The sequence below is a fragment of the Roseobacter phycocola genome (assembly GCF_042055075.2).
Classification (GTDB): domain Bacteria; phylum Pseudomonadota; class Alphaproteobacteria; order Rhodobacterales; family Rhodobacteraceae; genus Roseobacter.
Window position 1 is genome coordinate 839045 of sequence record NZ_CP194010.1, and the last position, 17405, is coordinate 856449.

Sequence of the window (17405 nt, forward strand, 5' to 3'; positions counted from 1 at the left end):
GCGTATTCTTTCGAAAAAGGAGACAGCTATGCAGAAACCAGGCAACGGATCCGGCGAAACCATTCTGATCCTGGACGATGATCTGGCCTTTCGTGAGCGGCTCGACAAGGCGATGGTGCGCCGGGGGTTCGGCACGCTCTGCGCGGGCAGTGTGGCTGAGGCGCGTGAGATCATCGCACAGGGCAGGGTGGATTATGCGGTGATTGATCTGCGGCTCGAAGATGGGAACGGGCTGGAGATAGTCGCGTTGCTGCGTCAGCGCTGGCCGTCTGCGCGCGCCGTTGTTCTGACCGGTTACGGCAATACGCCCACAGTAGTGGCGGCGATCAAGGCAGGCGCGGTGGATTACCTTTCCAAGCCCGAAGGCGCCGATGAAATCGTGGCCGCGCTCAAAGCACCACGAAACGCGCAACCCGCACCACCCGAAGCCCCGATGACCCCGGATGAAGCGCGCATTGCGCATATCGAGACAGTTTTCGACTCAGCCGGGCGTAACGTATCGCGGGCAGCGCGGTTGCTGAACATGCACCGCAGAACCCTGCAGCGCATTCTGAAACGACATCAGGAAGGTGAAGATATCTCGGCGTGACCGGACCTGACGGGATGAAGCAACCGCCGTGGCGGCGACTGGTGGATCTGGTCGCGGGACTGCGCAGCACGCCGCCCGGGCTGGGGCGGGTCCTTCCCGCGGCCCTTATGGGGCTGGTGTGTCATGCGCTCTTTGCAGTGGCCGTCCTGGCCATGATTGCCGTGATGTACTCAGGCATGACCCTGGGACAGGGGCGCCTGACGGGCTGGCAGGCCGTGGTGGCGAACCTCCTGCTCATTATGCAGTTCCCTGTTGCACACTCCGCACTGCTGTCGCCCGCCGGATCAAAACTGCTCGGCGCGCTCTGGCCCGGAAGGCATGGCCGCGCGATGTCGAGCACGACTTTTGCGGTGATTGCCGCGGCACAGCTCGCAGCGCTGTTCCTGCTCTGGTCGCCCAGCGGGGTAGTCTGGTGGCAGGCGGAAGGCCCGGTTTTCTGGGGCATAACGGTGCTCTATGCGCTTTCATGGGGGCTGCTGATCCGCGCCAGTTACGATGCAGGCGCAGAAGTACAGTCCGGTGCGCTGGGCTGGATGTCAGTCGTGCAGAACCGCACGCCGGTCTATCCCGACATGCCGGTGACCGGCCTTTTCCGTGTCGTCAGGCAACCGATTTACCTGTCTTTTGCCATGACATTATGGACCGTGCCGGTCTGGACGCCTGACCAGCTTGTACTGGCCCTTGTTCTGACAACCTACTGTGTCGCCGCTCCGCGTTTGAAAGAAGCACGGTTCAGGCGCCGGTATGGCGAACGCTTCGACAATTACCGCGAGCAGGTGCCATATATATTGCCCCGGCTGAAGCGCGGGAAAGGCATGCGCAGCTGACGCGCGCGCTCACTCACCGATACGCCGGCACGTCTGGCGGACGTTAAGACGGATGGCGCAGTCGATCCGGATTGTCTGCGCCGTATGCCCGCCGATGATGGCGGCAAGCTGCTGGCCGGCAAGGTGGCCGATTTCGCGGGCCGGCAGCCGGACCGTTGTGAGCGCTGGAGTCATTTCCTCTGACCCGCGGAAATCACCTATTCCGATGATCGACAGATCCTCCGGCACTCTCAGGCCGAGCTCGGTTGCCCGGTAAAGGGCTCCCGCAGCAAGCACGTCGTTCCCGCACAGCAGGGCGGTGGGCCTGTCGGGCCTGCGCAACAGACCGGTGACCGCGTCCTTTGCCTCCCGCAGGCTGTAGAGCGCCTGGGCGGACATATCTGCATTCGGCCGGATGCCGGCGGCCTCCAGCGTACGCATCGCACCCTCAAACCGGCCCCGTGCACGGTCGTTTTCCTGCCGCGGCGGGAATAACAGGCCAATGTTGCGGTGCCCGTGGTCCAGCAGGCACTGCGCGGCCAGCTGCCCGGCCAGAGCATTGTCCGAGCCTACGCAGGACAGGCGCGATGCCGGATCGTGGTTCCACATGGAGATCGCGGGCGTGCCGTTGCTTTCCAGAAGCTGATAGGTCTCCTCAGAGTGATCCTGTCCGATCAGCGCCACGCCGTCCACACGGTGTTCAAGGAATTTGCGTACGACGGCATATTCCTTTTCCAGGTCGTATCCGTGACTGGCCACGAGGATCAGAAAGCCCTGTTCCTCAACGGACTGCGAAAAGGCATGGATCAGTTCGGCAAAGATTGTGTGGTCAATGGTCGGCACCACAAGACCGATCGTTCCGCTGCGGATACCATGCATCGTCTGCGCTGCCCGGTTGCGGATATAGCCAAGATCCCGGATAGCGCGGTCGATCTTCTTACGGGTTGCGGGTTTGACCTGGCCGGGGTGATTCAGGCTGCGGGAAACCGTCGAAATAGAAACGCCTGATCGCTTTGCTACGGCGAAAATATCCACCTTTTTCTTATTTTTATCAGACACCTGACAGGCCTTTTCAAAGAAATAATGAAAACATTTGCAAAACTATTTTCATTGCTTACGGTTTTAAGTCAAGAGCCAGAGGCCCCGGGGAGAAACTGTGGAATTCATCTTCTATTTCGGTGACGTATTCACGCCGGTGAATTTCGGTCTGCTGCTGCTCGGAACGATCGGCGGTCTGATCCTTGGGGCGACACCGGGGCTCTCTCCGACAATGGCGGTGGCGCTACTCATTCCGTTTACGTTCCAGCTGGAAGCCGCGCAGGGGCTTATTCTGCTGGGGGCCGCCTATACTTCGACGGTGGCAGGGGGCGCAGTGTCTGCCATTTTGTTAAAAATACCCGGAGCTCCTGCAAATATAGCCACAACGCTCGACGGCCATACGATGGCGCAGAAGGGCGAGGGAGCCCGTGCGCTCCAGCTGTCCTTCCTGTCGTCCGCTGTTGGCGGCATTTTCGGCGTGTTGCTCCTGATTTTCCTGACACCTGTGCTGGCACGCTGGGCGCTCGCCTTTGGGCCCAGCCACCTGTTCTGGCTGGCCATCCTCGGCGTGACTGTGATCGGGTCGCTCGACTCGCGCTCGGTAGTCAAAGGGCTGCTGTCGGGGTGCATCGGTCTTTGGCTTGCGACCATCGGCTTTGACGATATCATGGGCGCGCAGCGGTTCATTTTCCATCCCGCGCTGGGAGGCGGGATCAACATCATCGCCGCGCTCATCGGTCTTTTTGCAATCCCGCAGGTCATCACGATGTTCGCGCGCGGACGACGCCGCGATGACGCAGAGATCATCAGGGTACGCAAACACCCCATCGGTGCGGCCATTTCGGAACTGGCGCGCACCCGCCGCGCGATGGGCATTGGCACGCTCACCGGCTCTGTGATCGGTCTGATCCCCGGCGTGGGCGGACAGATTGCCGGGCTGGTGGCCTATGATCAGTCCAAAAAGTTCAGCCCGGATCGTGAGAAATTCGGCACGGGACATCCTGAGGGTCTCGTTGCGGCGGAATCCGCGAACAACGCCATGGTCGGCCCGTCGCTGGTGCCCCTACTGACGCTATCCATTCCGGGCTCACCCACGGCGGCTGTACTGCTTGGGGGGCTGCTGATCCACGGCATTTTCCCGGGCACCGATCTTTTTGACAATCACCCGGATGTTGCATGGACCTTCATCAATTCGATGCTGATCGGTCAGGTTCTGATGTGCATCTTCGGCCTCTATGTGGCCGGCATGGCAGCAAAGGTCGCGCAGGTGCCGCAGAGTGTGATGGCCGCGGTGGTTCTGGGCCTTGCAGTCTTTGGAAGCTATTCCGTGCAGTCCAGCATGGGGGATGTCTATGTCATGGCCGGGCTAGGCGTGATGATGTATTTCCTGGAACGTTTCGGTTTTTCGGCGGCACCGCTGGTGCTGGGCCTCATTCTCGGACCGATCGCTGAGGCGAACTTTATCCAGGGCAGCATGATCGCAAATGCGACCGACGGCATGATGCCATACTTTTTCGGCGGGTCACTTAATCTGTTCCTGATCGTTGTTGTGATTGCGTCGGTGTTCTACTCGGCATGGATGGAGCTTCGCAGCCGCCGCTACACCTCGAAAGAGGAGATCATCGCATGAGTGATATGAGCCTGCCACGCGTCCAGCACATCGTCGGTTCCGGGGTTGTGGCTGTCGTCGGGATCTGGGTCACCTGGGTCAGCTATACGCAGCAACCCTCTGAAGCGTTCCTGTTCCCGCGCCTGATTTCGACAGTCTTTGTCGTGCTCGCGCTGTGGACGTTTTTCAAAGCCTGTCTGGGCTGGACCAAAGTGGGCAACGGAATTTCCGCGCGCCAGCTGACCAGCCTCGCACCCGGGCTTGTGATTGCTCTGATCTATATTTTCTGGGCGGCAAAAGCGCTGGGTTTCTACACAGCCACGACGCTCGCCTTTTTCGTTTTGCTGAGCCTCTACGATCCCGCCCCGCACGGGTTGGTCAGATCGTGGGTCCGGCGTGTGATCATCACGGCCTGCTTTATGGCCGTCATGTATGGTCTCTTTGCGGTGTTGCTCAAGGTGTACACACCGCGTGAGATCCTTTTCTGAACCGCGCAAAGCGGCAGAATTCTGATGGGAGGAATAAACATGAAGAAACTACTGGCCGGGGCGGCGATCGCCCTTGCGGGCCTGGCGACCACAGCGGTTGCAGACGGTCACGCCAACTATCCTGAGCGTCCGATCATGATGATGGTCAGCTATGGTGCCGGAGGCGCCACTGATTTTCAGGCACGCATCGTGACGATGACGGCGGGCAACGAGGATGCACTGGGCATGCCGATTGCCATTCTGAATAAACCCGGGGCCGGGGGCCGTGTCGGCTGGAACTGGCTGGCATCTCAGGCGGAATCGGACGGGTATACGCTGGGGGCCTACAACATCCCGCATTTCATCGCACAGTCGATCAAAGGTGGTGTTGAGTATTCGGCTGAAAGCTTTGAGCCGATTGCAAACTGGGGTGCCGATCCGGCGGTCCTGGTGGTTGGCGCGGACAGCGCGTTCAACACGCTGCAGGACGTCGTTGATTTCGCGTCTGCCAATCCCGGCAAGTTGACCACATCCGGTGCAGGTCTTTTTGTGGGTCACCACATTGCTGCGCTGCAGATGGAGAAGGCGGGCGGTTTCAAGATGGCCTATATCCCCACCAAAGGTGGCGGAGCCGCCGCGATGAAAGCTGTCATCGCCGGTGAGGTTATGGCCGGGATCAACAACCTGAGCGATGCGTTCCGTGCCCGCGAGGCCGGAAATGTGAAGATCCTTGCGGTGGCTGATCTGGAACGCAATGAGTTCCTGCCGGATGTGCCGACCATGATGGAAGGCGGTCTTGACGTGGACAACTCGTCAGTGAACTTCCGCGGGATCATGGTGCCCAAGGGGACACCGCAGGGCGTGATCGACAAGCTGGCGGAAACCGTGCCGGCGATGTTCGAAAACAAACGGGTTGCGGGCAAGATGAAGGCCGGTGGATCGCCGATGCACATCATGACGCGTGACGAAGTGCTCGAGATGTGGGCTGCCCGTGAGGTCACCCTCAAAGAACTTCTTGCCGGTCTCTGACCCGGTGCTGCTCCACCCCGTCCGCGGGGTGGAGCCTGTGACACAGGAAATCTGACATGAACGCCCATGATGATCTTGCCGAAACTGACGCCGTTGTTGCCCGTGCCAGGGCTGCGCAGCGCGCCTATGAGGCGAATGGTTCGCAGGAACGGTATGACCGTGCCGCGCAGGCAGCGGCCTGGGCCATTGTGGAACCGGACCGTAACCGTCATCTGGCAGAACTGGCGGTAGAGACGACCGGTCTTGGCAATGTGCCTGACAAAATTCTGAAAAACCATCGCAAAACACTGGGTCTGATGCGCGATATCGCGGGCCGGAAAACATGGGGGGTGATCGACGAAGACACGGAAACCGGGATCACCCGGATTGCCCGCGCCATGGGCGTGATCGGGGCGGTTGTGCCGTCAACCAACCCTGCGGCGACACCTGCCAATAACATCATCAACGCGCTGAAATGCGGCAATTCGATTGTGCTGTCGCCGTCGCCCAAAGGTGTGCCGGCCTGTGTAGAGCTGATCGACTTCGTACATCGGGAGTTCCGTAAGATTGGCGAAGACCCCGATCTGGTGCAGATGGTCCCGGGAAAGGGCAGCAAGGAAAAAACCCAGCGGCTGCTGGAAACCACCGATCTGATTGTCGTGACCGGATCGCAGAACAATGTGAAACGCGCCTATACGTCCGGCACGCCAGCCCTGGCTGTAGGTGCAGGAAATGTGACCGTGATCGTGGATGAGACCTGCGATCTTGATGCCGCTGCAGAAAAAATCCGCGCCTCGAAGACCTTTGACAACGCCACTTCATGTTCTTCTGAGAATGCGCTGATCGTTGTGGACGCGGTCTATGATGACTTTCTGGCCGCGATGGCCCGTGCCGGCGGCGCGGTCGTGCGGGATGAGGCTGCGGTGGAAGCAGCACTTTGGCCTGGTGGGCATCTGAACAGAGACGTCATTGCGCAGGATGCCGACGTTATGCTCGCCGCACTTGGTCTGGCGGACCAAGTCCCCGCAGGCACAGAATACATTGCGGTTGAGACGACGGGGATCGGACCGGATCATCCGCTCTCGGGCGAGAAACTCTCGCGTGTCGCAGCGCTCTACAGGGCCGGGCACTTCGAAGATGCGGTGGCTCTGGCAGGCCGCATTCTGGATCACCAGGGTGCGGGCCATTCCGTCGGCCTGCACACCAGCGTGCACGACCGTGCGATTGTTCTTGGACGCGCGGTGCCGACCTGCCGCGTGATCGTCAATCAGGCCCACTGCTTTGCGACGGGCGGTGCGTTCAACAATGGCATGCCTTTTTCCCTGTCCATGGGCTGTGGCTCCTGGGGCGGCAATTCGATCGATGACAATCTGCACTGGAAACACTTCATGCAGACAACCAAGATTGTGCGGGAAATTCCCGCCAGAGAGCCGGAGCTTGAGGAAATCTTTGGTGACTACTGGGATGCGGCCGGCAGATGAACATGGACCGGTACAACCCGCCCGAAGGTACGGTGCGCGACTGGCTGGAGCATCGTGCGACAGGTGCCCGGATGGCATTTGTCTTCACCGATGGTTCTGAAAATCTGACCTGGACAGAGCTTACCTTTGCAGCGCGGAACATTGCTCTGGGGCTGACCGCGGCAGGGGTGCGCAAGGGCGAGAGCGTTGCCATCCTGCAGCCCAACGGTCGCGAAGGCGTGCTGGCGTTCTTCGGTGCTGTGTACGGTGGGTTCCGCGCGACCATGATCAACCTGGCCGCCGGCAACGATGCAATCGCCTATGCGCTGGATCACTGCGAGGCGCGGATGGCGCTGGTGCATGACAGTGTCGCGGATGTTTTCGAAGCGACGCGGCCTGCGGACATGCAGCGCTTTCATCCGTCCGGGGCGCAGAAGTCCGGTGATCTGCACAACATCAGGCCCGGGGATCATGCGTTGCTGATGTATACCTCAGGCACAACAGGGCGGCCCAAAGGCGTGGTGCACACGCAATCCAGTCTGCTCGCAGGGGGGTGGACTGCAGCTGTGGCGCATGACCTGCAACCGGAAGACCGGGGGTTCTGCGTTCTGCCAATCTGCCATATCAACGGGCTCTGCGTGTCTCTCATGGGGGCACTCTTTTCAGGCGGTTCGGTCGCTATGTGCCCGAAGTTTTCGGCCAGCCGTTTCTGGGATCAGCTGTCCGGGACGCAGGCCACCTGGTTCTCCGTGGTGCCGACGATCATATCGCACCTGCTGCATGGTGATGCGGGGCCGGATGCAGAAACCCGCGCGCGGGTGCGGTTTGCACGGTCTGCCTCTTCTGCGCTGGCGCCGGATGTGCAGATCGCCTTTGAGGATCGTTTCGGGATGCCGGTCGTTGAGACAATGGGGCTGACCGAAACTGCCGCACAGATCCTGTCAAACCCTCTGCCACCGGGCGAGCGCCGGATCGGGTCACCTGGGATCGCCTGGGGAAACGATGTGACGGTGCTGACCCCGCAGATGGCGGAATGTGCGCCGGGCGAGGAGGGCGAAATCGTGGTGCGTGGCCCGAACGTCATGCTCGAGTATCTGAAAAACCCTGATGCCACGGCGACCACCTTTTATGGTGACTGGCTGCGCACGGGCGATCTGGGACGCCGGGATGCGGACGGGTATCTCTTTGTGACTGGCCGGCTCAAAGAACTGATCATCAAGGGCGGGGAAAACATCGCACCGCGCGAAATTGATGAAGCGCTCTATTCGCATGGGGATGTCATCGAGGCTGCAGCCTTTGCGCGGCCCTGCAAAACTTACGGTGAGCGGGTCGAAGCCGCCGTTCGTGTCCGGGATGGTTCGGGCCTGTCCGACGGTGATCTGATCAGCATCTGTGTGGAGAAACTGGGCAGTTTCAAAGCGCCTGAGCGTATCCATTTTCTGCCGGAGCTGCCCAAAGGACCGTCCGGCAAGATACAGCGGCTGAAGCTTGCAGATCTGATCTGATCGCTCAGACCGAGCCCTGTATGTCGTTGTTTTCGGACCTGCGGGACACACCGACGCCAATCGGTTTACGCTGGTTGCCCGGCAGACGCGGATCAGGGCCCCAGATGGCCTGATAGGTATCAACGGCCATGCCGCGCCGTTGCAAGCGCACAGACGCGACCAGCAGACCCAGCCACCAGAGCATAAGGATCAGCCACATCCAGTTGGGTGCATTTGCCTGCCAGAGACCAGTAAGAATGGCCGCAACAGCGAGGGCAAGGCCCAGGTAGCCAGCAGATTTGTGAATGTATTCAAAAGCCAGGCGGCGGGGTGTCATATCATAGTGATCACCGCGGAGGGTGCCGTCTGGTGCAGGGTCCGTCGGGCCACCTTTGGTGCCACGCAGAATGCCGCCCATGATCTGAACCAGGGCCAGGGCGAGCGCGGACCAGCCCAGCAGCGCATGAGGGCCAGGGCGATAGGTAATGGGACCTGCGTTCAGAATGAGCCAAAGGCCCACAAGCATCAGAACGCAGGCGGAGTACTGACAGATACGGTGCGTGTTCCACCACAGATGATTGTCCAGGGCCTGCGGCCAGTTCTGGCCGGGCAGAACCTTGAAATAGCGCGCCACGAAAACCCCCAGCGGAGCCAGAATACCCCAGGCCAGCACCATGAGCCTTGCGTGCCAGCTCAGATAGCCACCCACCTCATGGGGCGCACCCGGGTCCATGGGGGCGAGCAGCCACTCCATCATCAGCCCTTGACCGCGCCCGCGGTCATGCCGGTGATAATCTGGCGCGAGGCCACAAAGGTAAAGATGATCGGCGGGATGGCCAGCAGCATGCCCGTCGCCATGATGACACCCCAGTCGATGTCAAACTCAGTCATGGAATTCACGATGGTCACCGGCACAGTACGTGAATTCCGGTCCGCCAGAGCATTAGCCAGCAGGAACTCGTTCCAGGCCACGCGGAAGGTGAAAATCGCCGCTGCAGCCAGACCGGGTTTGATCAGCGGCAGCACCACCAGAAAGAAGACGCCGAAGGGACCGGCGCCGTCCATGTGGGCGGCTTCCTCAAGCTGGATCGGTACCTGAACGATAAAGCTCTGCAGGATCCAGATCACGAAAGGCAGGTTCATCGCGACATAGACGAGGATGATGCCCGCCCGTGTCCCGTCGATCTGAAACTGGAATGTCCAGATGCCGAACACCGGAACAAGCAGGACAGCCGGGGGCACCATGCGCATACCCAGCGTTGCCAGCGACACCGTATCCCGCCCCATAAAGCGGAACCGCACCAGCGCATAGGCCGCCATGCAGCCGATCACCAGCGTCAGGACCGTCGAGACCAGCGCGATGATCAGCGAATTAACCAGCGCCCGCCCGAAGGTCTTGTCGCAGTAGTCAATATGAGGCGCCTCATACCACAGGAAATCGCAGAGGGCCGTTTCGTAGTTGCGCAGTGTCGGCATAAAGAGCAGCGACGATGTATCCGACATGATGTCGACGTTCAGTTTCAGCGACGTGATCAGCATCATGGCAATCGGTCCGACCGACATCACCACAAGTGCCACAAGCAGGGCATAGAACGCGGGGTTCTGACGGTCGTAGGTCTTGTCAGACATCACACATCCTCCTCGGCGGCCGCGCGCAGACGTGCGGCGCGCACCTCCATCGCTTTGTTGTAAAAGAACATACCGAACGTCAGGACCATCAGCAGGATCAGCAGGAAGTTTGACATGGCCGCAGCCTCGCCCAGTTCCCGGAATTCGGATGCCGTACGCGAGATGCGCAGTGACAGAATTTCGGTGGACAACCCGGGGCCGCCGTTGGTCAGCACAAGGATCACCTCCAGCACTTTGAAGGCGTCGATGAGGCGCAACAACAGGGTAACAATAAGCACAGGCAGCATCAGCGGCAGCTTGATGTAGACGATCTGCTGCCAGCCGGTGGCGCCATCAATCCGCGAGGCTTCCATGGCCGACTGTGGCAGAGACTGGAGCGCTGCGAGCGACAGAATAAAGATGAACGGGGTCCACTGCCAGACATCGGCAATCACGACTGATGCAAAGGCCCAGCTGCCGTCCGACAGCCACGGCACCGGTTCAAGGCCGAGGGACTTCAGTGTGCGGTTAAAGATGCCGACGGTCGGGTGGTACATATAGCGCCACATCAGACCCACAACGATGGGCGCGATCATCATCGGCAGGATAAAGAGGGTGCGCAGCAGGGACATGCCGCGGATGTTCCGGTCGAGCAGGAGGGCGAGGCCCACGCCCAGGAACATTTCCAGCGTTACGACGACTGCGGCGAATTTAATCGTGACCCAGAAGCTTTCGAGAAAAGCGGCGTCACTCAGAAGGTTGGTGTAGTTGCGCAGGCCGATGAATTCTGCCTCACCGATGCGCTGGCTGGGGTTCCAGTCGAGAAAACTGGCGTAGACCATGTAGCCGATGGGATAGAGCAGGGCGATACCCATGATGATCGCGGCAGGGGCCAGAAAGAGATAGGGGGTCAGCCTGTTGACGTTCGCGGTCTGCATGTCACGGATCCATCGGTGCGGGGTGGGTGTGCCGGGCCGCAGTATGCGCGGCCCGGCGGGGCTCCTGGGAGGGAGACGTTACTGCCAGGTGTAGTAACCGGCCTCATCCATGATGGCGCGGGCACGTTCCGCCACACCGTTCAGGGCTTCCTGCGGGTCCAGACCTTCGGTCAGAACCTGGCTCATGGTTGTGCCGATGTCGGCATTGATCTTGCCCCAGGTGGGGATGATCGGACGCCAGTCGGGGTCTGCGTATTTCAGCGCTTCGCCGAAAGTCGCGGAGTAGGGGTATTTGGCGTTCAGCTCTTCGTTCTGATAGGTCGAGAAGCGCGACGGGTTGCCGCCTGCCATCGCCACCATCAGGTCACCCTTTTTCGAAGTCAGCCACTGCATCAGCAGGAAGGCGGCCTCTTTGTTCTGGGCGTTTTTCGGAATGGCGATGCCGAAACCACCGGTCTGACTGCCGCGGCGCACACCTTCAGGGTGCAGCGCATAGCCGACTTTGCCAGCGACCTTGGACTTGCTCGGGTCCTCGAAACCAGCGGCAAAGGCGATGGAGTCCATGAACATGGCAGCCTGTCCCTGGCTGAAGGCTGCAGCAGCCTCGGCAGGACCGAATGTCTGGCTGCCCTCGGGGCCGCAGTCCACGATGGTTTTCAGCGCGTTTGCAGCTGCAACACCGGCCTCATTGTTGATGATCGGCTCCCAGCTGTCGTCAAATACCCGGCCGCCCAGGGGGGCAAGGTGCAGCAGGAACGCGTGGCTGGCCTGGTGGCCGGACGCCGCGCGAGACGCCATACCGCCCATACCGGGCTCAACTTCGGGGATCTTGCAGGCTGCATCCAGCAGGTCATCGTAGCTTTCAGGCACACCGATGCCGTGCTTTTCAAAGATATCCTTGCGATAAGCCAGAACTGAGGTCTCGGAGCCGAACGGAATACCATAAGCCGAGCCCAGCTGACCTGGCAGATAGCCCTTCTGGCCACCGGCGACGCCGATGTTTTCAACGTAGCCAGAGATCAGGTCGCCCTGGTCATAGTTCGGGTCCGCCAGCGCGGGGTTCATGAAGTATTTCGCAAGGTTTTCCAGCTGATCCGCATAGATGTAGTCAGCTTTTGAGAAAACCACGTAGGCGATCATATCATAGTCGCCCTCGCGCTTGGTCAGCTCAAGTGTCTGGCGCTCGCGCATCTTGAGGTACTGAAGCTGGTCCACTTCGACCTCGATCCCGGTTTCTTTTGTGAACTCCGGGATGACTTTCATCATCGCGTTATAGTGCGGGTGGGCGGGCACGTTGATCACCAGCGTCGTGCCGGCATAAGGCGCATATGGCCCACCATGCCCGTCTGCCAGCGCCATGCAGGCCATTGAAACGGAAACGGCTGTCCCCGTCAGGATTGATTTGAGTGATAGCATTCTTCAGTCCTCCCTGATGCTATTTCTGTTGCGTGTCAGAGCCGCAGCCCCGACGTCTTGTCAAAAATCATGAGTTCGTCGGTCAGCACGCCAAAGGTTTGCATCCCGCCGGATTGGACGGGTGCGGCGCTTTGCGTCTCGACCAGCACGTCTGCATTGCCACAGCGCGTGACGAGCACCGACTGGGCCCCGAGATATTCAGAGACCACAACCCGCAGCTCAATTGGCGCACCCTGTGTGACATCTGTCGAAAAACTGGAGGGTCGCAGGCCGAGCGTGATGTTCCGGTCGGGCGCGTTCTTTGCCCGCGCACCGGTTTCCGCATCCAGTGGCAGATGAAAACCATCGCCACGGACCCAGACGGCGTCCTTTTCTTCGACCAGTTCACCGTCCACGAAATTCATTGTGGGTGAGCCGATAAAGCCCGCGACAAACCGGTTGCGGGGCGATTTGAACAGCTCTTCGGGTGACCCCTGCTGCTGGATCAGCCCATCGCTCATCACCACAATCCGGTCGCCCAGCGTCATAGCCTCGACCTGGTCATGGGTCACATAGACCATGTTTTTGTCGATCGTATCGCGCATCTCTGCCAGTTCTGCGCGCATCTTGCCGCGCAGCTTGGCGTCGAGGTTTGACAGAGGTTCGTCAAAAAGAAACGTGCCGGCGTCCCGGACCAGTGCCCGGCCCATAGCAACCCGTTGCCGCTGGCCGCCTGACAGCTCTGCTGGTTTTCGGTCCAGCAGGTGGGCGATGTTCAGCATCTCTGCGACGCGCTGAACCTTTTCGTCGATTTCCGCCTTCGGAACACGGGCCAGACGCAGCGCGAAAGACATATTTTTTGCAATGTTCATGTGCGGGTAGAGCGCATAATCCTGGAAAACCATCGCCAGATCGCGTTCTTTCGGATCAAGTCTGCTGATCGGGCGGTCATCGAAATAGATCTCGCCGCCGGAAAGGGTCTCAAGCCCCGCCAGCATGCGCAGGGTCGTCGATTTACCGCAGCCCGACGGGCCCACCAGCACGGTGAATTCACCGTCGTCCAGTTCCAGATCGAACGGCGGCAGGACCTCCGTCGCGCCATAGCTTTTGGCAACCTGATCGAACACAATTCTGGGCACGTCGTTCTCCCCCCGATGCGCATGGCCGGTTGGATCCGTGACGGATCTGCCGGCTCCGTTACAGTGCATGGCGGGCGCAAAATCAGGAAGGACAAAAAACGAAAACTACGTTAACGTTAACGTAAATCTCTGTCCAGGTATCTGATTCTGATAGGTAAAACGGACATGCGATAACGTTTAGCGCAAGGGGGCTTCATGGCGCGCCGGGCCGGACCGACCAGGATTGAAGACGTGGCACGCCGTGCAGGCGTCAGCGTGATGAGTGTGTCGCGGGCGATCCGCGGGGTCGAAGGTGTGTCGGAAAAAACGCGGGCTGAAATCCTCAGGGTTGCGCGTCAGATGAAGTATATGCCGAACAGTGCGGCCCGCTCGCTGGTGGTGTCGAACTCCAATCTGATTGGCATATCGCTGCCGACTTTTGCCGGCGAGGTTTTCGCCGAAATCCTCAACGGTATGCGCCAGACTTTTGACAGCGCGGGCTACTCCAGTGTGATCGATACGACAGAATACGATCCTGAGGCGGAACTGGCCTGGGTGCGGCGCCTGCTGTCTTGGCAACCGGCGGCGATCATCCTGACAGGTGTGGATCACCATCCGGAAACCCGGGAACTGCTGCGCGCGTCGCCGATCCCGGTTCTTGAAATCTGGGATCACACAGACGACCCGATCGACATCTGCGTTGGAATAGATCACTTCCGCGCCGGGCAGATGATCGGCGAGCATGCGGCTGCCCTCGGTTACAGGCAGCCCGCTTTTGTCAGCACACCGCGCGGGCACGACAAACGGGCCGACGCGCGGCTGGAGGGGATCCGGAGTGTTTTTGCGCCGGACGGGGCAGGCGAAGTCGCTGCGGCACGGCCGCCGCTGGGCAACGCCTTTGTCACTGGCTATGACGGGACGGCAAGTCTGCTGGATGAGGGCAAGCCGGATATCATCTGCTATCTGAACGACCATATGGCGTTTGGCGGGTTGATGTGTTGTCAGGCCCGGGGCCTGAAAGTGCCGGATGACATGGGCATCGTGGGCTTCAACGGCCTTGATCTTGCCAGCGTTCTGCCGATGAAACTGACCACGATCCGGACTTTGCGGCGTCTTATGGGCATCACCGGTGCCCGTAATCTGCTGGCACGGATCAACGGTGTTCCGACCGAGCGCAGTAAAGTGCTGCCGCTTCAGTTTGAACCCGGCCAGACGACCTGTCCCCAGCGGTCTGGCAGTTCAGGGACCGGGCCGACAAAATTGTTAGATTTTTAATTGATAACGCGCCCTTAAATGGCAATCCGCTAGCTGTTCAGGTGTAGCGAGGGCGCTGTTTTGAGTAGAGGAAACCGCGAAGAAACCGAGGAACGCGCGGCAGCATTACTTAATGCTGTGGCGTTTCCTGCGTTTCTGGCCGATGCCGCACTCAAGATAAGGGCAGCAAATGACCAGGCGGCGGACATCCTTGGATTGCCGTCAAAAAATAACCTGCGGGGCGCTGATCTGCGATCTTTGTGCTGCCCGACAGCAGGTTGCCCGTCCGAGACCGACCTCGCCGGGGTTTGGGACGGTACCTACGAAGATTGTGTGGCACTGCTGATCGGACCACCGGCAAAACCGCCTGTATCTTTTCGCGTACGTGCTTATCGGGAGACGGATGCGGACGAGCTGCTGTTTCTTTTCCAGGCAGCCGTTGAGACAAACGCTGACAAACCGGACATCCGGGTCCTTGCGCCTTCAGAAATATCAGAACCATATGCTGGCAGCCCTTCTGAAGGTGAATGGCGCTGGCGTACCGCTGTGCACGGCGCAAATCAGGGCATCTGGGACCACGATTTCGAACATGACCGCCACTTTGTGTCGTCTGGCTGGCGCCTTTTGCGCGGCATGGGGCCGGACATGCCCATTCCAACCAACAATGACACCTGGCTGGAAACGATCCATCCACAGGATCGTGACCACATAATGGAAGAGCTTCAAAAGCTTGAGGCCGGGGAGACAGAGATTATCAACTACAAATTCCGCCAGCGGCATACAGCAGGTCACTGGGTCTGGATTTTCAGTAATGGCATAGTTGTGCGGCGGGACGCCGATGGACTTCCCGCGCGCATCATCGGAACAGATACTGACATTTCCGATATCAAAGCGGGCGAGGCCGAAAGCCAGGCGATTACTCAGCGTCTTGAGATCGCGATGGAAGCCGCAGGCATGGGGCGCTGGGAATACGATGTGGGCGCCAAATATGCGTTCTGGGATGACCGTCTGCTCGAGATTTTCGGCCTTCCGAAAGGGCAGAATATTGTAGATGCCGACGCCTGGGCATCAAACATCCACCCCGAAGACAGGGACGCCGTCGAAAAACTGTCACAGGAGTGCCTGCGGGAAGAAAGAGATATTGCGACGGACTATCGGTTGCTGCTGGACGACGGGACGGTCCGGTACATCAGAACACGCGGCAAATATGTAAAATCGCCTGAGCGTGGCGCACGCTACTACGGTGTGAATTTTGATGTCACAGACGACTACGAACGTGCGCAGCAGCTCGAAGCGGCACGGTCGGAACTGGAATACGAAAGCCGCCATGACGTATTGACCGGCATGGCTAACCGGCGGTATCTGGACGATTTTTTCACAGATCTTGTTGAGCAGCAGGATGCTGGTGACACCCGGATTGCTGTGCTTCACTTCGACATAGATCACTTCAAACAGATCAACGACACACTGGGTCATGATGCCGGTGACGCGACGCTGCGCCATGCCGCTGATCTTCTTCAAAACCTTCTGCCGGACAATGCAATGGTTGCCCGTGTTGGCGGGGACGAATTCGTAGCCCTGGTGCCTGACGCGCCGGGTGATGATGAATTGAGCCGGATCGCTGACACCATTATTGCTGAGATGGCCAAACCGTATTTCTACGAGTCGCAGCAATGCAATATCGGCACGAGCATAGGCATTGCTGTCTCTGAGGACCGCAGCTCGCTCGGTCATTCCCTGTTCATTGACGCCGATATCGCGCTCTATCAGGCTAAGAAAGCTGGTCGCGGGCGGCGTCGGTTTTTTGACAGGGTCATGCGGGAAGAGGCAAGGCGACGGAAAAATTCCTTTGACGCCCTTCTGGCCGGCTTTGACCAGGGTGAAATTACCTGTCACTACCAGCCTCAGTTTGACGCGCAGACGCTGGAAGTGTCCGGCCTCGAGGCGCTTGTGCGCTGGGAAAGTTCAGAATTTGGACTGCTCATGCCGGACGAGTTCCTCGATATGGCAGAAGACATGGGGCTCGTTGCCCAATTCGATGAGCTTGTGCTCAAAAAGGCGCTTTCGGACATACGGCAGTGGGAAAAGGCCGGCATCCACGTACCACGGGTTTCCGTGAACGTTTCGTCACATCGTCTGAATGACCCGTCGCTGGGAAAGAGTATCAGAAGTCTGGACATCCCGCGGGGCCGTTTGTCGTTTGAACTGCTGGAATCTGCGTTTCTTGATTCAAAGAACGATGTCATAGAACAGAATTTGCGTCTTATCGACGAGCTGGGGATCGATATTGAAATTGACGATTTTGGGAGCGGGCACGCATCCATCGTCAGTCTGCTTCAGGTGGCGCCCCGAAAACTGAAAGTGGACCGGCTGCTCATCCAGCCGATTGTTGAGTCGCCCCGACAACGCGCGTTGGTGGAAACAATTATACAGATCGGGCGCATGCTTGAAGTCGAAGTTGTTGCCGAGGGGGTCGAAACGGATGACCACGTTTCGATACTCCAGAAGCTGGGCTGCGAATACCTTCAGGGCTATGCACTTGCATTTCCTATGAACTTTGAAAAAACCTGCGCATTTCTGGAAGAAAGACATACGAAGGTTTCAAAGTCTCGCATAGCCTGAACCGAACTG

At 59.3% G+C, this 17405-nt stretch carries 15 protein-coding genes; 9 read left to right on the plus strand and 6 right to left on the minus strand.

Going from position 1 to position 17405, the window contains the following annotated elements; all coding sequences use genetic code 11:
- The first annotated feature begins 28 nt into the window (after positions 1 to 28).
- Positions 29 to 589 (plus strand): response regulator transcription factor, encoded by a 561-nt coding sequence (locus tag AB4K19_RS04125; protein WP_375230654.1) that lies wholly within the window; start codon positions 29 to 31, stop codon positions 587 to 589.
- 14 nt (positions 590 to 603) lie between these two features.
- Entirely contained in the window at positions 604 to 1416 is an 813-nt protein-coding gene (locus tag AB4K19_RS04130; RefSeq protein ID WP_375230655.1) for an isoprenylcysteine carboxylmethyltransferase family protein, read from the plus strand.
- Positions 1417 to 1425: 9 nt separating this feature from the next.
- Here the strand turns inward: AB4K19_RS04130 and AB4K19_RS04135 are convergent, their stop codons facing one another.
- On the minus strand, positions 1426 to 2454 hold the full coding sequence (locus tag AB4K19_RS04135; protein WP_375230656.1) for a LacI family DNA-binding transcriptional regulator: 1029 nt from the start codon (positions 2452 to 2454) through the stop codon (positions 1426 to 1428).
- A 97-nt stretch (positions 2455 to 2551) separates the two neighbouring features.
- Here AB4K19_RS04135 and AB4K19_RS04140 point away from each other — a divergent pair, with 97 nt between their 5' ends.
- The 5 genes from AB4K19_RS04140 to AB4K19_RS04160 are packed head-to-tail and all read left to right on the plus strand — an operon-like array spanning position 2552 to position 8482.
- Positions 2552 to 4063, plus strand: coding sequence for a tripartite tricarboxylate transporter permease (locus tag AB4K19_RS04140; RefSeq protein WP_436399132.1), 1512 nt, complete (start codon positions 2552 to 2554; stop codon positions 4061 to 4063).
- Complete coding sequence (locus AB4K19_RS04145; protein WP_375230657.1) at positions 4060 to 4530, plus strand: tripartite tricarboxylate transporter TctB family protein; 471 nt, start codon at positions 4060 to 4062, stop codon at positions 4528 to 4530. The genes AB4K19_RS04140 and AB4K19_RS04145 overlap by 4 nt, the downstream gene beginning before the upstream one ends.
- 39 nt (positions 4531 to 4569) lie before the next feature.
- The gene (locus AB4K19_RS04150; protein ID WP_375230658.1) at positions 4570 to 5538 is read left to right on the plus strand and encodes a tripartite tricarboxylate transporter substrate binding protein; all 969 of its coding nucleotides are present in this window, start codon (positions 4570 to 4572) and stop codon (positions 5536 to 5538) included.
- A gap of 56 nt (positions 5539 to 5594) precedes the next feature.
- Positions 5595 to 6998 carry an acylating sulfoacetaldehyde dehydrogenase gene (gene sauS, locus AB4K19_RS04155; RefSeq protein ID WP_375230659.1) on the plus strand — a complete coding sequence of 468 codons (1404 nt, stop codon included), beginning with the start codon at positions 5595 to 5597 and terminating at the stop codon, positions 6996 to 6998.
- The gene (locus AB4K19_RS04160; protein ID WP_436399135.1) at positions 6995 to 8482 is read left to right on the plus strand and encodes an AMP-binding protein; all 1488 of its coding nucleotides are present in this window, start codon (positions 6995 to 6997) and stop codon (positions 8480 to 8482) included. The genes sauS and AB4K19_RS04160 overlap by 4 nt, the downstream gene beginning before the upstream one ends.
- A 4-nt stretch (positions 8483 to 8486) precedes the next feature.
- On the opposite strand, the gene AB4K19_RS04165 is transcribed toward AB4K19_RS04160, so the two are convergent.
- From AB4K19_RS04165 to AB4K19_RS04185, 5 genes are all read right to left on the minus strand, one after another.
- Entirely contained in the window at positions 8487 to 9218 is a 732-nt protein-coding gene (locus AB4K19_RS04165) for a cytochrome b561 domain-containing protein (RefSeq protein ID WP_375230660.1), read from the minus strand.
- Positions 9218 to 10090: a carbohydrate ABC transporter permease gene (locus AB4K19_RS04170; RefSeq protein ID WP_375230661.1), complete on the minus strand. Its 873-nt coding sequence runs from the start codon at positions 10088 to 10090 to the stop codon at positions 9218 to 9220. Before AB4K19_RS04170 ends, AB4K19_RS04165 begins: the two co-directional genes overlap by 1 nt.
- Positions 10090 to 11007 (minus strand): carbohydrate ABC transporter permease, encoded by a 918-nt coding sequence (locus AB4K19_RS04175; protein ID WP_375230662.1) that lies wholly within the window; start codon positions 11005 to 11007, stop codon positions 10090 to 10092. The genes AB4K19_RS04170 and AB4K19_RS04175 overlap by 1 nt, the downstream gene beginning before the upstream one ends.
- A 78-nt stretch (positions 11008 to 11085) precedes the next feature.
- Positions 11086 to 12423 carry an extracellular solute-binding protein gene (locus AB4K19_RS04180; RefSeq protein WP_436399138.1) on the minus strand — a complete coding sequence of 446 codons (1338 nt, stop codon included), beginning with the start codon at positions 12421 to 12423 and terminating at the stop codon, positions 11086 to 11088.
- 35 nt (positions 12424 to 12458) lie between these two features.
- Complete coding sequence (locus tag AB4K19_RS04185) at positions 12459 to 13541, minus strand: ABC transporter ATP-binding protein (protein ID WP_375230663.1); 1083 nt, start codon at positions 13539 to 13541, stop codon at positions 12459 to 12461.
- Positions 13542 to 13736: 195 nt separating this feature from the next.
- Here AB4K19_RS04185 and AB4K19_RS04190 point away from each other — a divergent pair, with 195 nt between their 5' ends.
- Together AB4K19_RS04190 and AB4K19_RS04195 are read left to right on the plus strand one after the other, a co-directional pair.
- Positions 13737 to 14795 carry a LacI family DNA-binding transcriptional regulator gene (locus tag AB4K19_RS04190; protein WP_375230664.1) on the plus strand — a complete coding sequence of 353 codons (1059 nt, stop codon included), beginning with the start codon at positions 13737 to 13739 and terminating at the stop codon, positions 14793 to 14795.
- A 60-nt stretch (positions 14796 to 14855) separates the two neighbouring features.
- Positions 14856 to 17396 carry an EAL domain-containing protein gene (locus AB4K19_RS04195; protein ID WP_436399141.1) on the plus strand — a complete coding sequence of 847 codons (2541 nt, stop codon included), beginning with the start codon at positions 14856 to 14858 and terminating at the stop codon, positions 17394 to 17396.
- Positions 17397 to 17405 lie beyond the last annotated feature (9 nt).

Coding starts and splice junctions, on each gene's coding strand:
- AB4K19_RS04175 (WP_375230662.1), bottom strand. CDS start 11,007: ATGCAGACCGCGAACGTCAACAGGCTGACCCCCTATCTCTTTCTGGCC.
- sauS (WP_375230659.1), top strand. CDS start 5,595: ATGAACGCCCATGATGATCTTGCCGAAACTGACGCCGTTGTTGCCCGT.
- AB4K19_RS04150 (WP_375230658.1), top strand. CDS start 4,570: ATGAAGAAACTACTGGCCGGGGCGGCGATCGCCCTTGCGGGCCTGGCG.
- AB4K19_RS04180 (WP_436399138.1), bottom strand. CDS start 12,423: ATGCTATCACTCAAATCAATCCTGACGGGGACAGCCGTTTCCGTTTCA.
- AB4K19_RS04170 (WP_375230661.1), bottom strand. CDS start 10,090: ATGTCTGACAAGACCTACGACCGTCAGAACCCCGCGTTCTATGCCCTG.
- AB4K19_RS04190 (WP_375230664.1), top strand. CDS start 13,737: ATGGCGCGCCGGGCCGGACCGACCAGGATTGAAGACGTGGCACGCCGT.
- AB4K19_RS04165 (WP_375230660.1), bottom strand. CDS start 9,218: ATGATGGAGTGGCTGCTCGCCCCCATGGACCCGGGTGCGCCCCATGAG.
- AB4K19_RS04130 (WP_375230655.1), top strand. CDS start 604: ATGAAGCAACCGCCGTGGCGGCGACTGGTGGATCTGGTCGCGGGACTG.
- AB4K19_RS04125 (WP_375230654.1), top strand. CDS start 29: ATGCAGAAACCAGGCAACGGATCCGGCGAAACCATTCTGATCCTGGAC.
- AB4K19_RS04145 (WP_375230657.1), top strand. CDS start 4,060: ATGAGTGATATGAGCCTGCCACGCGTCCAGCACATCGTCGGTTCCGGG.
- AB4K19_RS04160 (WP_436399135.1), top strand. CDS start 6,995: ATGAACATGGACCGGTACAACCCGCCCGAAGGTACGGTGCGCGACTGG.